This is a genomic window from Paraclostridium bifermentans (genome assembly GCF_964259345.1).
GTDB classification, from domain to species: domain Bacteria; phylum Bacillota; class Clostridia; order Peptostreptococcales; family Peptostreptococcaceae; genus Paraclostridium; species Paraclostridium bifermentans_B.
This window is the reverse complement of record NZ_CAXVJR010000004.1, coordinates 286833-302731: the sequence shown is the minus strand read 5'-3', so window position 1 is coordinate 302731 and position 15899 is coordinate 286833. Positions and strand designations below refer to the sequence as shown.

Annotated in this window: 13 protein-coding genes; all 13 read right to left on the bottom strand. The window is 28.0% G+C overall.

Going from position 1 to position 15899, the window contains the following annotated elements; translation table 11 throughout:
• Nucleotides 1-362: 362 nt before the first annotated feature.
• Nucleotides 363-2363 carry a tetratricopeptide repeat-containing diguanylate cyclase gene (locus ACEXNK_RS09895; protein ID WP_373601593.1) on the bottom strand — a complete coding sequence of 667 codons (2001 nt, stop codon included), beginning with the start codon at nucleotides 2361-2363 and terminating at the stop codon, nucleotides 363-365.
• 205 nt (nucleotides 2364-2568) lie between these two features.
• A complete protein-coding gene (locus ACEXNK_RS09890; protein ID WP_373600297.1) occupies nucleotides 2569-3075 on the bottom strand; it encodes a PaaI family thioesterase in 507 nt (168 codons plus the stop codon).
• A gap of 191 nt (nucleotides 3076-3266) precedes the next feature.
• Nucleotides 3267-4160, bottom strand: coding sequence for a ribose ABC transporter substrate-binding protein RbsB (gene rbsB, locus ACEXNK_RS09885; protein WP_373600298.1), 894 nt, complete (start codon nucleotides 4158-4160; stop codon nucleotides 3267-3269).
• Between the two features lie 15 nt (nucleotides 4161-4175).
• Nucleotides 4176-5147, bottom strand: coding sequence for a ribose ABC transporter permease (gene rbsC, locus ACEXNK_RS09880; RefSeq protein WP_373600299.1), 972 nt, complete (start codon nucleotides 5145-5147; stop codon nucleotides 4176-4178).
• Between the two features lie 2 nt (nucleotides 5148-5149).
• Nucleotides 5150-6640 (bottom strand): ribose ABC transporter ATP-binding protein RbsA, encoded by a 1491-nt coding sequence (gene rbsA, locus ACEXNK_RS09875; RefSeq protein WP_373600300.1) that lies wholly within the window; start codon nucleotides 6638-6640, stop codon nucleotides 5150-5152.
• 30 nt (nucleotides 6641-6670) lie between these two features.
• Nucleotides 6671-7066, bottom strand: a complete 396-nt coding sequence (gene rbsD, locus ACEXNK_RS09870) for a D-ribose pyranase (RefSeq protein WP_373600301.1) — start codon at nucleotides 7064-7066, stop codon at nucleotides 6671-6673.
• A gap of 4 nt (nucleotides 7067-7070) precedes the next feature.
• Entirely contained in the window at nucleotides 7071-7979 is a 909-nt protein-coding gene (gene rbsK, locus ACEXNK_RS09865) for a ribokinase (RefSeq protein WP_373600302.1), read from the bottom strand.
• Between the two features lie 10 nt (nucleotides 7980-7989).
• A complete protein-coding gene (locus ACEXNK_RS09860) occupies nucleotides 7990-8985 on the bottom strand; it encodes a LacI family DNA-binding transcriptional regulator (RefSeq protein ID WP_373600303.1) in 996 nt (331 codons plus the stop codon).
• A 321-nt stretch (nucleotides 8986-9306) separates the two neighbouring features.
• Nucleotides 9307-9825, bottom strand: coding sequence for an AAA family ATPase (locus ACEXNK_RS09855; RefSeq protein WP_373600304.1), 519 nt, complete (start codon nucleotides 9823-9825; stop codon nucleotides 9307-9309).
• Between the two features lie 149 nt (nucleotides 9826-9974).
• The gene (locus ACEXNK_RS09850; RefSeq protein ID WP_373600305.1) at nucleotides 9975-10883 is read right to left on the bottom strand and encodes a CPBP family intramembrane glutamic endopeptidase; all 909 of its coding nucleotides are present in this window, start codon (nucleotides 10881-10883) and stop codon (nucleotides 9975-9977) included.
• Nucleotides 10884-11079: 196 nt separating this feature from the next.
• Entirely contained in the window at nucleotides 11080-12051 is a 972-nt protein-coding gene (gene nrdF, locus ACEXNK_RS09845; protein ID WP_373600306.1) for a class 1b ribonucleoside-diphosphate reductase subunit beta, read from the bottom strand.
• Nucleotides 12052-12063: 12 nt separating this feature from the next.
• Nucleotides 12064-14163, bottom strand: coding sequence for a class 1b ribonucleoside-diphosphate reductase subunit alpha (gene nrdE, locus ACEXNK_RS09840; RefSeq protein WP_373600307.1), 2100 nt, complete (start codon nucleotides 14161-14163; stop codon nucleotides 12064-12066).
• A 324-nt stretch (nucleotides 14164-14487) separates the two neighbouring features.
• On the bottom strand, nucleotides 14488-15720 hold the full coding sequence (gltS, locus tag ACEXNK_RS09835; RefSeq protein ID WP_373600308.1) for a sodium/glutamate symporter: 1233 nt from the start codon (nucleotides 15718-15720) through the stop codon (nucleotides 14488-14490).
• Between the last annotated feature and the right edge of the window lie 179 nt (nucleotides 15721-15899).

Below are 15899 nucleotides of genomic sequence, written 5' to 3'. Positions count from 1 at the left end.
CATATGTTTAATATATTTAATATTTTAAAATTTAATTCAAATTTCAATTTTAATTTATTATACATATACCCATATAATATAAGAATTTATCACTAAAAAATAATACTTCTTATAAAATATAAATAGCTACCTTGTAAAATTTATTTAAAGGTAGCTATTTATATATATATTTAATTTTAAAGAAGTTTATCTACAAGTTGACTTAACATTATGACTTCATCTGTATTTCCATATTTCAAATACAACTCTCCTAATATAAACTTTAGTTCCTTTAATAATTTTTCCTCTACCATAATCCTCATTCCCCCAGTATTAGGTTTTTAAGAATATACTTTAAAGATTCACTATCAGATGTAATTACCTTATATTTCATTTAGTACAGTATATTTGTTTCTTCCATTATTTTTTGATATATATAATGCTTTGTCAGCTCTATCTATAGAGTTATATATATATTCTTCTATACCAGCTTTTTTTGTATATATACCCATACTAACAGTAACTATATCACAAATTGGTGAATATTCATGTTTTATATTTCTATTTCTTAAATTTTCTTGTATTCTTATAGCTATTTTTTTAGCTTCATCTGAAGATGTATTTTCTAAGACAATAAGCATTTCTTCTCCGCCAAACCTAATTCCTATATCACCTTTTCTTATATTTTTTAGAATACACCCTGATACTTCTTTTATAACTTCATCTCCTTTTATATGTCCATAATTATCATTATATTTTTTAAAGTAATCAATATCAAGTAATATAATGGACACCTCTTCATTAATAAGTTTATCTCTATGTTTAAGTTCATAATCATCTAAATATTTTCTATTATATAACTTAGTCATTCCATCTATATAATTCAAGTTTTTCAAAGTTTTAATTCTCCTAATTCTAGCTATTAATAATATTGACATTATTATTAATATACCTGTAATTATTAGGGTTTTTATTTCATTATTTTTTTCCTTTTCTTTCAACTTGTCATTTTCATAAGCTTTTATAGCATATTCAACGTAATCACTTCTTATAATTTCTTGTATTTCTCTTTCTTTCTTATCAACAAGATAATTATATTCAATATACTTACGCAAATCCCCCATATCAGCATAAACATCTGCTATATCCTTATATATTTCTAGATCTAAATCCAAACCTTTAGCTTGCGAATCTTTTAATAGCTCTTCATATAAACCTAGTGATTCATTATATTTTCCTTGAGCTTTGTATAATTTAGCCTGAGAAAAACCAACAAATGTTTCTTTATATAAAAATATTTGATTTTTATCATTTTCTAATAATTCTACACTCTTATTTAATTGCTTTTCTGCTTCATTCAAATTCATTTGTTCTATATTTATATTAGCTTCATTCATATATATTAAAATTTCAATATCATCTTTTGTATCATTATCTAAATATGGTATACATTTTTTAGCTTCAGCTAAAATTTCATTACATTTTTCATAATCTTTCAACTTTATATAAATATCCATCTTATTTATATATACATTAGATTTAACTTCAGCTTCGTCATTCTTATTTGGTATTTCAACATCTAATGCTCTATTATACCAACTTATAGCTTTTTCATCTATACCAAGTTCCGCCATTAATGATCCTATAAGTATATATCCTTTAGCTTTATATACTTGTGAATGTTTCATCTGCGGATGATGTTGTGTTATATATATAACATCTAAGTAATTATATATTGCATCTGCATAATCTTTTTCCATAGCATATAATAGCCCTAAGTTTCCTCTTAAGGCTACTTTACAATCTAACTCTAAATCTCTCGTATCTTCTATATAAGAATTTAAGATATTTATAGCTGCATTATGTGTGTTAGAGTTATTTATAAGAGTTTCTATAACTTCCCATATTAAATCTTGATTATTTTTATAGTTATTATCTTTTTTTATATAATTTATCGAGAAATTTGCATTCTCAACTAATTCATCATACTGTTTTTCTTTTAATAAACATCTATTTAATAATATATAGTTATAAATTTTTACTATCTGTTCTTTTGATTTATCTATGTCATTTTTAGCAAGTTCAAAATTTTGGACTGCCTGTTTATAATTTTCATCCAAATAATCAAAATACCCTAATATAAAAAAATAATCACTATCTTTTATACTGCTTTCAAGATATTTTTTCGCTTCATTTATGTAGTCTTTATCTATATCATACTCACCATATGAATTTTTTATCTCATTTATAATATTAACCTTACTCATACCCCCACTATTTTCACTAGCATAAGATTTGTTAAATGTAAAAACGAATAAAAATAAAATAAAAATAATAAACACTTTATATTTGAATAAGTTTCTATTTTTTAAATTACTATTCATTTAACTCCTCCCTTCTATATCCATCTACTTTATATATTTTAATATAGTTTTGTAGAATTTTGGGAATTTATTGTAAATTAATCATTAAATATTTATCTATTCACTCTCAAGTTTCTAATTATATCACAAACTAATTATTGATGATATTAAATTTACAAAAATAGACTATAAAAGAGCTACTATTTTTAGTAGCTCTTTTGATTCATTATAATTCTATGTATTCTAATAATTCCTCTTTATCTGGCTCTATCCATTCTTTTTGAAGTACATTTTCATCATCTGTGATCTTTTCTACAGGCATTTTCATATATTTGCCTTTAGCTGTTACAGCTACTTCTCCATTAGGTAATATAATTTCTCCCGTTCCCTCAAATAACTTTCTATTTTCTTTTGTTATTCTTCCTACTACCTTTATAGTAGCATCAGTTGGTACAGGTTTTTTATATTTTATATCAAGCGAAACCGTAACACCCCAAACTTCTCCGTCTAATATCGTTATAGCCCTACCTATCGTTTCATCTAATATAGCAGCTGACATACCTCCATGCATTCTTCCCGGATAACTTTGATGCCATTCTTTTGTATCACATATAGCTACTAATTCATTATTTTCCAATTCATAAAAATTAGCTTTTAAGCTCAACTCATTGTCTACACCACATACTACACAGTGACTACTAACATTTTGTTTTTTTAATACTTTGTATCTCATAAATGTCGCCTCCAATCTTATATCAACTACACTCTTTAAATATTATATCATAATTAAGTTTTCTTACAATTTTATATTTAAATTATAAAAATTGCTTTAACTTAATTTAATGTTTAAAATTTTAAAATAAATATAATCAACTTAAACAAAAGAGACTGTCTAAATCTATTTTAAGACAGTCTCTTTCTCAATTAGTTAGTTATTAATTTTAATTCAACAGGGATAAATGCTTCTACTTTATCGCCTTGTAAGTATTTAACTGCTTGTTTTACTGCTGTCTCTCCTATTAGTATAGGTTGTTGAGCTACTGTTGCAGCCATCGTTCCTTGCTTAACTGCATCTACCGCATCATCTGTTGCATCAAATCCTACTACTAATACATCATTCATATTCGCATCTGCAAGTGCTTTTGACGCTCCTAAAGCCATCTCGTCATTTTGAGCAAATACAGCATCTATATCCCCCTTGGCTTGTATTATATTTTCCATAACTGTAAGCCCCTTTGTTCTATCAAAATCAGCCGATTGTTTTGATATTATCTTTAAATTACTATCAGCTACCCCATCATCAAATCCCTTACCTCTATCTCTAGTTGCCGATGAACCTGCTATTCCCTCAAGTTCAACAATATTACCTTTATTACCTAATTTATCAATTAAAAACTTAGCTGCCATATCTCCACCAGCTATATTATCCGATGCTATATGAGATATAACTTTTCCTCCATTTGCTACTCTATCCACAGTCATAACTGGAAGATTTGCATTATTCGCTATCATAACTGATGCTACAGCTGAATCTGAATCTACTGGATTAAGTAAAACTAAATCTACATTTTTTACTGTTATATCTTCCATATTAGATACTTCTTTTGCCGGATCATTTTGCGAATCTAATACTACCACTTCATACCCTAATTTTTCAGCTTCTTGCTCAACACCTTTTTTTAAATCAACAAAGAATGGGTTATTTAGTGTAGATACTATAAGACCTATTTTTTTACTTTCATCAGGTTTTTGGCCACATCCAACAAGCATAAAACTTGATAAAGTTATAATCATAATTATTGAAAGAAATTTTTTCATCATTATCTTCCTTTCTTAGTTACTTTTTCTATCTAATAATACAGCTATTAAGATAACTGCACCTTTAACCATCATTTGATAATATGATGATACATCTAATATATTTAATGCGTTACTTAAAACTCCTATTATAAGTGCACCTACTATAGTTCCGCTTATCTTCCCTTTACCACCAGTAAGTCTTGTTCCTCCAAGAACTACTGCTGCTATTGCATCTAATTCATAACCTGTTCCAGCTGTCGGTTGTGCTGAATATAATCTAGAAGTTATTATAATACCTGCTATTGCTGATAATATACCACTTATAGTGTATACCCATATTTTTATTTTATCTGTGTTTAACCCTGATAGTTTAGTTGCCTCTTCATTACCGCCTAATGCGTATGTATATCTACCCATTTTAGTATGGTTTAATATATAATAGCATACTATAAATACCAATATAGTTATAATTACTGGTACCGGTATTGAAAATATTGTTCCTCCACCTATTTTCCCAAATGCCATAGCTAATTCATTACTTCCTAGTGTTATTGGCTTTCCATCTGTAAACACTAAAGTTAAACCTCTTAATATAGTCATAGTTGCAAGAGTTGCTATAAATGGCTGTAATTTACCTTTAGCTATTACAAATCCATTTAAAAATCCTACTATACCTCCAACTATTATCGCTACCATTATAGCTACTATTATACTTTGTCCTGATGCTAAAAGTGATGCTGCAAATGCTCCACTTAGCGCAAGTACTGATCCAACAGATAAATCTATTCCCCCTGTAAGTATTACAAATGTCATACCTGCTGCTATTATAGCATTTACCGAAGTTTGTCTTAATATATTTAATATATTTCTAGTACTTAAAAATGACGGACTTAGTATTGAGACTATTACAATTAGCATAAGTAGCCCTACTAGTGACTTATACTTTATTAATAATTTTTTAATATCTACTTGTTTTGTTTCTGTTTGATTCATTTTAGCTTCCATGATTAAGCCTCCTTAACTTCAACTGCATATTTTAATATACTCTCTTGAGTTGCTTCTTTTATATCTAGTTTACCGGTTAACCTACCCTGACTTAAAACTAATATTCTATCACTTAAGCCAAGTATCTCAGGCATTTCAGATGATATCATAACCACTGCTTTCCCTTGACTTTTAAAGTTATTTATAAGATCGTATATTTCTTTTTTAGCTCCAACATCTACACCACGAGTCGGTTCATCAAGTATAAGTACATCAGGATTAGTCATAAGAGCTTTTGCTATTGCAACTTTTTGCTGATTACCTCCACTTAAGTTTTTAATTATTTGATCTTCACTAGGAGTTTTTATATTCATCTTCTTTATATAATCTTTTACTTGTGTATTTTCTTTCTGTTTATTAAGTTTAAATAAGCTAGATAACTTATTTAAAGATGATATAGTCATATTTTCCTTAACTGATAATGAAAGTATTAAACCATCACCTTTTCTATCTTCAGATACATAGGCTATCTTATTATTTAATCCATCTTTTGCAGACTTATTATTAACTTCTTTTCCATTAACTAATACTTGACCATTTTCCTTCTTTATATGTCCATAAATTGTTTTTGCAAGCTCTGTTCTACCAGCTCCCATAAGCCCTGCAATACCAAGAATTTCTCCGCTCTTAACATTAAATGTTATATTTTCTATATACTTATTTGAAAGATTTTTAACTTCAAGTACTATATTGCCTTTTTCAACTTCTAGCCTTGGAAATTGATCTGTAAGCTTTCTCCCAACCATCATTTCTATCATCTTATCTTCATCTAGGTTAACTACATCTTCACTTCCAACATACTTTCCATCTCTTAAAACAGTTATATAGTCGCATACTTCAAATATTTCTTTTAGTCTATGTGATATGTAAACTATAGCTTTTCCTTCTGATTTCAAATCATTAATTACCTTAAATAAACTTTCAGTTTCTTTATCTGTAAGTGCATCAGTAGGTTCATCCATTATTATTATTTTTGCATCAAGAGAAAGAGCTTTTGCTATTTCAACCATTTGTTGTTGACCTAGACTTAAGTTTTTAACTAACTCTTTAGAACTTGTACTTATATTTAGTTTTCTTAAATATTTATCAGCTTCATTATAAAGAGTATTGAAATCTATTTTAAATCCTTTTTTAGGTTCTCTTCCTAAGAATATATTCTCTCCTATAGTTAAATCGTCTATAAGGTTTAGCTCTTGATGTATTATCGCTATTCCTTTTTCTTGAGCATCCTTAGGATCTTTTATATCCTCTAGTTTGCCATTATAATAAATTTCTCCACCATCTTTTTTGTAAACCCCACTTAAAACTTTCATAAGTGTTGATTTTCCTGCACCATTTTCTCCCATAAGAGCCATCACTTTACCTTGATAAAGTTCTAAGTTAACTCCATCTAAAGCTTTTACTCCTGGGAATTCTTTGACTATATTTTTCATTTTTAAGATAGGACTGTTCATATAGTTCTCCTCCCTAGTTTAAAAGTTTTATTAAAATACAACTCCTGATTTTAATATTATATTTGAATATGGAGTACACTCTCCCGTTCTTACAACTGCATGAGAGTTATTAGTTCTCTTTTTAAACTCTTCATGTTCTACCATTGTTACTTTAATATTTTCAAATCTTTTTAATATTTCTTCATACATTTCATTTGAAGATTCTTTTATTTCTGAAGCTATTATTATTTCTTCTACACATAATTCTTCAAGAACTGTATCTAGCGTATCTAAAAATGATGGAATGCCATATTTCAATGCTAAATCTATTCTTTTAACATCTTTAGGTATAGGTAGTCCACAATCACCTATTGTCAAGCTATCCGTATGACCCATTGTAGATATAACTGATGATATCTCACTATTTAATAATTTTCCTTTTTTCATTTCTCTACCTCCCAAAATTTTCAACATCTTGTAGTTTTGGTAATGAACTTTGAGCTCCTTCTTTCATAACACATAATGCGCCTACTTTTGATGCAAAATCCATAGCTTCTTCTATGCTTTCGTCTTTTGAAAATGCTACTGATAGAGCTCCTGTATAACTATCACCTGCTGCTGTTGTATCAACAGCCTCTACTTTATATGACTTTTTAAACATAGATTTTTCATTATTTATATATAAGCTTCCTTTAGATCCAAGAGTTACTATTAATTCTTTAACACCCTTATCTATCATTGTTTTAGCAGCTTTTAATATATCATCTTCATTGTTTATAGTTACTCCGCTTAATATTTCAAGTTCTGTTTCATTAGGAGTAAGCAAGTCTACATTTTCTATTATCTCATCTTCTAATTTAACTGCTGGAGCTGGGTTTAATATTGTATATTTATTAAGCTCTTTAGCTTTTTTAAGTGCATAATTTATAGTTTCAAGTGGTGTTTCAAGTTGAACAACAACTATATCGCTATTTTCTATAGCGCTTATGTTTTCATCTATATCGTTAGTATCTACTTTAAAGTTAGCTCCAGGCGCTACTACTATTGAATTTTCTGCATTTTTATCAACAGTTATCATAGCTACTCCAGTTGGACCTTCCACTTTTTTTATATAATTTGTATCTACATTATCATTTTTAAGTGCATTTATTAATGTATCTCCAAAGCTATCTTTTCCAACTTTACCTACCATCGTTACATTTCCACCAAGTCTTGCCATCGCAACCGCTTGATTTGCACCTTTGCCTCCAGGTACCTCTTTAAAGTTGCTTCCTATTAGTGTCTGTCCTTTTTTTGGCATTTCCAAAACATTTACTACTAAGTCCATATTTAAACTGCCTATTACACATATATTTTTCATGGTAATCCTCCTAATTTGTAGAATTTCTTATTATAAGTTCTGGCTTAAATATTATTTTTTCTATATTATTAATTTCACTATCTTCTAAGTAATTTATAAGTATGTTAGCAGCTTCATATCCCATATCATATGAATTTTGCTTTATTGTAGTAAGCTGAGGTTCTATTATTCTAGATGTTTGAATATCGTCAAATCCAACAACGCTTATATCTTTAGGTATATGTAAGTTTCTTTCTTTAAGAGCTTTTACTGCTCCTATTGCAATCAGATCATTTGCTGCGCATATAGCAGTAAAATCTATTTCTGCCATATTTTTAATAACCTCATATCCCCAATCTAATGAGTACTCACCTTGAATAATAAGTTTTTCATCATAAGCTATGTTGGCTTCTTCTAATGCTCTTTTATAGCCTTCAAGTCTATTTCTTGAAATTTCATTAGTTAATGGACCACTTAGATAAAGGATCTTTTTATGATTTTTTTCTATTAAGTATTTAACACCTAGATAAGTTCCTTCCTCATTATCTAAACTTACTATTCCTTTTACATTAGCTATATTTAACTCTTTATCAACTAATACAATCGGCTTTGTTGAAGTCTTAAACCTTGTTGAGTTTAAATCTGTTTTAGATGATGGAGCAAATATTATTCCATCTACCATTTTCTCCACTAAAGTATTTAATGATTGTATTTCTTTATTTATATTTTCATCAGTATTGCAAAGTATTATATTATATCCTTCTTTAACAGCTTTATCTTCTGCTCCTCTTGCTATATCCGTAAAGAATGGATTTCTTATGTCTGGAATTATAAGACCTAATGTTTTTGTCTTTTTAGTCACTAGACTTTGTGCCATTTTGTTTGGGATATAGTTTGTTTCTTTTACTATATCTAATATCTTTTGTCTTGTAGCTTCACTTATTTTTTGATCTTTATTATTTAATACTTTTGATACTGTAGTTTTTGACACCCCTGCTAAATCTGCTATATTTTTTATTGTTACCAATTAAATCCACCCCTAATTATTCAGTATCCTTATTAGGTTACCGGTTATCCTCGTTTATTAATATAACACACTATATTTAATTAATGCAACACATTTTTGTTATTATTCACCCCTGAAAACATTAACCTAATCTCATTGCAAATAAAAAACACCTATTAATTAGCTAATTTTAGCTATTTTAATAGGTGTTTTTTATTTATTAAATTTTATTTTCAATTTTATGTTACACTATAGTACACTATTTAAATTAATATATATTATTATATTAATTAGAAATATTATTCTTACTCTTATTTTTAATGAGTTAACTAAAAAAGTATTTTACTCATATTTATTATTACACACTATTTCCTTAATTTCGCACACTATTTTTTCTATACTTTTATCAGTTGTATCTACTTTTATAGTATCCATACTCTTATATAAATCTAATCTATCTAAACTACGTTTTATATTATCTTCATCCCTTAATCCTATCTCTATATCTTTACTTATTCTTTCTACAAGCTTTTCTCTAGAACACATTAATGTAATTTTATAAACCTCTAAATTTATAATATCAATTTTACTCAATATATCATTCATTATTTCATCAGTATGTATAACCCAATTAAATACAATATATTTAGACTTAGTGTTTTTTATAAAGTTATTTAATATATAAGCTATATTACCAAGTACCATAACCTTATTTTCATCCGTAACTTCAAATGGATTCATCATCCAGCAGTTATCCCCATCTAACCAAAATGAATTTTCTAATTCCTTATATAACTTCTTGCTAATCGTAGTCTTTCCTACCCCCATAACTCCATTTATTATAACTAACTTCTTTTCCATAATCTCATCCCTCCCCAAATGTTAAAATATAAGTTTTACAAATAGAGGATGGTGTATATATAAGTTTTAGCGATATTTGAAAGCATCTTTTTAGCTTTCATGGAGCAAAACTTATATATACACCATCCTCAGAACTTATCAATATTATTTTAACAATTATACTCTTTACTATCTATTTTAATTTTATCCATTAATTTAAAACAAATCAATCCTGAAACTATAATTCCCATACCGCCTATTATGCCAGTAGGTACTGGACCTATAAAAGGATTTACTACAGTATTATTAATTGACATAAACATTATACCTAATGTTGAAAATCCATTTATCATAGCATGCATTATCACTGCAGGTATACAGCTTTTTACTTTTATAGTTACGTATGAAAAAACAGATCCTAAAAATATACAAAACAATGTCATTGCAAAAATTCCACCAATTGGATAGCCTATATACCCAAGTCCATAGTTATGTCCCATAGCAATTACAGGTGCATGCCATAATCCCCATATTATTCCGCTAATTAAAGTGGCTTTAACAGCTGAATATTTTTCTAAAAGATTTGGAAGTAAATATCCTCTCCATCCTAATTCTTCTCCTATACAAGGTATAAAGTTGATAATAGGAGCCATAAATAAAGATGATATTATTTGCACTATCATTAATGTTTTTAATTCGCCATCACTTGGTATAGCTTGCCCAAGTGCTTTTAATTGTTCTTTAGTTGTATTTATAATATTAGTCATATTCAAATCTAATTGTGAAGGGAATATTAAATAATATAATACACTTCCTACTACAATAAGTGCTAAAGGCATAAGCCATGCTAGTAAATAATATTTTATATTTCCTTTGAAGTTAGGTTTTATCCATAAGTCCTTTAACTTCTCTTTTGATATTAAAACAGTTATTATAGCTCCTATAGCAGGCATAAACATACATATAACCACAATTACCATTGCCGATGGATTTTGAAGGCCTCCATTTAGCATTAACCAAAACTCAATAATCCAAGTTAATAAAAATGTAACCCCTACAAAAGTATTTACTTTTTTCATAACTTAAGTACCTTCCTTTTTTATTTTATTTGTTATATATAAACTATAACAGTTAGAATATATTTTGGCAACAAATAATATATTTAAAAACTAATAATTTCATCGACATAATTATGTATAAAATTCAGCTTAATCATCAATATACTTAAATAAAAAATGGTAAGCTATATTAAAATAACTTACCATTTATTTATATTTATATTATAAAATCCTCATCTTCAAGTTCTTCATATATACCCTTTTGATATCCATTACCTTTAGTTGAGAAGAAATCATGTGATTTAGTTTCTGTACTTAACCCATTTAATACTATAGGGTTTATCTCTCCAACTTTATAGTATTCCTCAAACCCTAAGTTTTCTAAAGCTCTGTTAGCATTATATTGCAAGAAAGTTATAACTTCTTCTTCTAATCCACTGCCATTATAAACCTTTCTAGTATACTCTATTTCATTTTCCATTAAAGCTTTAAATATTTCATACATTTTATCTTTAAGTTTTATTTTTTCATTTTCATCAAATGTTTCATATATTTCTTGAGCTAAAAGTCCTATATATTTACCATGAAGTGATTCATCACGAAGTATAAGAGATATTATTTCTCCACTAGCTATCATTTTACCTTGTCCAGCTAAATATAGTGGGTAGAAAAATCCTGAGTAAAATAAAAAACTTTCTAAAAATACACTTGTGACCATAGATAAATATAAGCTTTTTTGGTCTATTGTATTTTCATATTGAGCAAGTATTATATCTGCTTTTTTTTGTAATGTAGGCTCACTTTCTATCCAATCAAACAATTCATCTATTTGGGCATTGGTTAAAAGAGTCATAAATATAGAAGAATAACTTTTAGCATGTATTTCTTCCATAGTTCCCATAAATGATAAAACTGCTTTCCTCTGAAGATTATCAGTTAAGCTCATCATTGATGGTACTCCATTATTACCTTGTTTAGTATCTAATAAAGTAAGGCCAGCTAAAACTTTCTTGTATAGCTCTTTTTCATTTTCATTTAAATTATTCCATGCTTTTAAGTCCTTAGATACAGATATTTCTTCTGGAAGCCAAAATTGCTTTACATTTTGATCCCAAAATGCCTGTGTGAACCCATCATCTTCTATATTCCAATTAACAGCTTTGTGTATTTTCTTTAAATTAAACGTCATATTATTTCCCCCTTAAACCGAACACATTAGACACTCATTATTGTCTCTTGTCATTTTAGTTCTTGTGTAGTATAAGCTTTTTAATCCTTTTTTATAAGCATAGATATAATATCTAGCTATATCTCTAGTGGTTTTATCATCTGTTACAAAAAGTGTAGTTGATATGCCTTGATCAACATGTTGTTGCACTGTAGATACTATATCTATTACATTTCTCATATCCATTCTATATGCTGATTGATAATAAAGTATATTTTCATTAGTTAAAAATGGCATAGGATATATAGTCGTTGAATCTCCATAAGTTCTAACTTCAACAGGTTCCATAATAGGCATTATACTTGACGTTGCATTTTGCACATAACTTATACTTTGTGTTGGTGCTATAGCTGTTAAATATGCATTGTATATTCCATTTACCTTAACTTTATCAAGTAGGTTTGTCCAATCTTTTATTGTAGGTATATATATTCCTTCAAATAATTTGGCTACTCTTTCTGTTTGTGGTAAATATGAATTATTATAGTATTTTGAAAGAACATTGCTTTCTCTTCCTTTTGCATATTCTGATTTTTCAAACCCTTCAAATTTAGTATTTTTTTCTATAGCTAATTCCATAGATGCTTTAATAGCATAGTACCTAATCATTGCAAAAAATACATTAGAAAAATCTATAGCTTCTTTTGATGTATATAATATATTTTCTCTTACTAAATATCCATGTAAATTCATAGCTCCAAGTCCGATTGCATGTGAAGCTTTATTCCCATTTTTTATAGTAGGAACTTCTTTTATATCTGTTTTGTCACTTACAAAAGATAAAGCTCTTATTGCTGTATTTACTGTAGATTCTATATCCTTATTGTCCATTACATTCGCTATATTTAAAGATCCAAGATTACAACTTATATCTTGACCCCATAAATTTTCTCCACCATAACCTTTTATATCTGATGGAGTTTGATATTGAAATATCTCACAACATAAGTTTGACATTTTTACCATACCTACATCTTGAAGTACATGTTCTTTGTTTACAGTATCTATAAATACTACATATGGATATCCACTTTCTTGTTGCATTTGAGCTATTTTAGTTAGCATTTGTCTAGGATTAATTTCTTTTTTTAATATATCTTTATCGTTAGATAGCTTGTCGTACCAATCATCCATTTTTATTTCATCTAAATGTACTCCATATTTTTTATAAACTGAATGGGGATAAAATGCATATGCTATTTCATTTTTCTCTGCTAATTCCATAAACTTATCTGGAATAATAGCTCCAAGAGATAAAGATGCTAATCTTATTTTTTCATCTGCATTTATTTTTTTAGTATCCATTAACATTTCAAAATCTGGGTGAAATACTGTTAAATATACAGCTCCTGCACCTTGTCTTGCTCCCATTTGATTGAAGTAAGTAAATGATTGTTCTAACATTTTAGCAACTCCAACTACTCCTCCAGCAGCTCCTTTTATATCCTTTATAGGTTCTCCACTCGCTCTTAATTTAGATAAATTAAGCGCTACTCCTCCACCTATTTTAGATAAGTGATTTGACGATGATACCGCGTAAGATATTCCTTCTGTACTATCTTCTACTGAGAGTAAGAAGCAAGACACCATTTCACCAGCTCTTTTTCTACCCGCATTTAAAAATGTTGGTGTTGCAGGTTGAAATTCTTGTTTTATTAGCTTTTGCGATAAGTTTGAAACTAAATTTTCATCTCCATTTCCAAGCGCAAGTGATACTATTAATACTTTATCATTATAATTTTCAAGTATTTCTTTTCCATCATTTGTTTTTAGTGCATAGTTTTGATAAAACTTATTAGCACTCATATATGATTTAAATTTAAAATTCTCTTTTTCTATATTTTTATAAGTTAACTTTATAAAATCCATACTATATTTATCTATTACCTCTTTTGAGTAATAGTCATTCTCTATCAAGTAATCTAATCTTTCTTCTAAATTCTTAAATTTCTTCATTTTAGGAATTATATAGTCCTCTATATAACTTTTAAGTGCTTCTTGATCTTTCTCTAATTGATATTTTCCATCTTTGTCTTTTATTATGACTTGATTATTGAGTTTGATATAGTCCATTGTTTCCCACCTTTGCAAAATAAATAAAATAAATATTTCAAAACAAAATACAATATGTAGTTTTAATTCGTATTCTTACGCACTACATATTGTATATACACCATTTTTTTATGTTTTAATCTCTTATTCTAATGTATAAATTTTTTAAGCTTATTTTAATTAGTTATTGCAAGGTTTTTAATGATCTAAAAATTTTTAAATAAATTTATTTGTTTACAATTTTCATTTTTCATAGTATACTAATATTCAGTGGGAACTTATGCACAGACATAAGTATACGCTAGCCCATAAAAAGCACCTATCTTTTGATAGGTGCTTTTTCCGTTAACTAAATAAATTTATAAAAGTCACTATTGTAGGTATTGCCACTAAATCTATTAAGAATGCTCCTACTAATGGTACAATTAAAAGCGCTTTAGTTGAATTTCCATATCTCGATGTAACTGAATTTATATTTGCTAATGCATTTGGTGTAGCTCCTAATCCATGCCCTAACATTCCTGAAACCATTATTGCAGCGTCAAAGTCTTTTCCTAATAATCTAAATGCTATAAACAATCCATATAAAGCTATAAATATAACTTGTGCTGTAACTATTATTATCATTGGTCCTGCTAGTCCCGCTAGCTCCCATAATTTTATAGTCATTAAAGCCATCGTTAAAAATATCCCTAAACAAATATTACTTATTATATCTATTGAATATAAATCTAAATTTACCATTTTAAACTTATCATTTATATTCCTAAAAATTACAGCAATAAACATTGCCCCAACATAACCAGGAAGAACTACTCCCGTTACATTTGAAAACCAAGTCCCAACTAAACTGCCTATTGTCATACAAGAAGCTATAACTGCTATTTGTACAATCATAGTGTTAGATGAAAAAGAGTCACTAATTTTTATACCTGCAACTTCTTCAACAGATACATTTATATTATCTTCATTTTCAATAGGTTTTAATTTATATTTATCTATTAAGTATCTAGATATAGGTCCACCTATTAGTCCTCCACACATTACACCAAATGTGGCAGCTGCCATACCTATAGTAACCGCTCCGTTAACTCCTAATGATTCCACAGTTGCTCCAAAAGATGCAGCTGCTCCATGTCCACCTTCCATAGAAACTGCACCACACATTACACCTATTAAAGGATTTATACCTGTTAGTTTAGCGCCAATTACTCCTATCAAATTCTGAGCAATTGAAAGTAATCCACATAATAACCAGTAAACTATAAGTAATTTCCCACCCTTTTTTAAAAGAGCAAAACTAGCACCAAGTCCAACAGTTGTGAAAAAAGCTATCATAAATGGAGATTGTAGAGTTGTATCCATAGATACAGTTACTATATTAGAACTTTTTAATATAAATACTATAATTGCAAATAACAACCCTCCAACTACTGGCCCTGGTATACAAAATTTTTCTAATACTTTTACTTTCTTTTTTAGAAAGTTACCAAATAACAAAAGTAAACTAGCTAATGCTACTGTAGCTACCATATCTAAATTTATAGTTTTTATTCCATCTACAATTTCAAACCCCATATATTACCTCCCTAATTTATAAACAATACTATTTATAAATATATACTAGTCCTTATTTGAATTTATGCATTTAAAACGCCCTTATCTTTGTTAAACTATAATCTTTTATTACTTTCAAGCGTTATAAATTGTTCATACATAATTGTTAATCATAATTAATTTCAACGTAAAAAGGACTG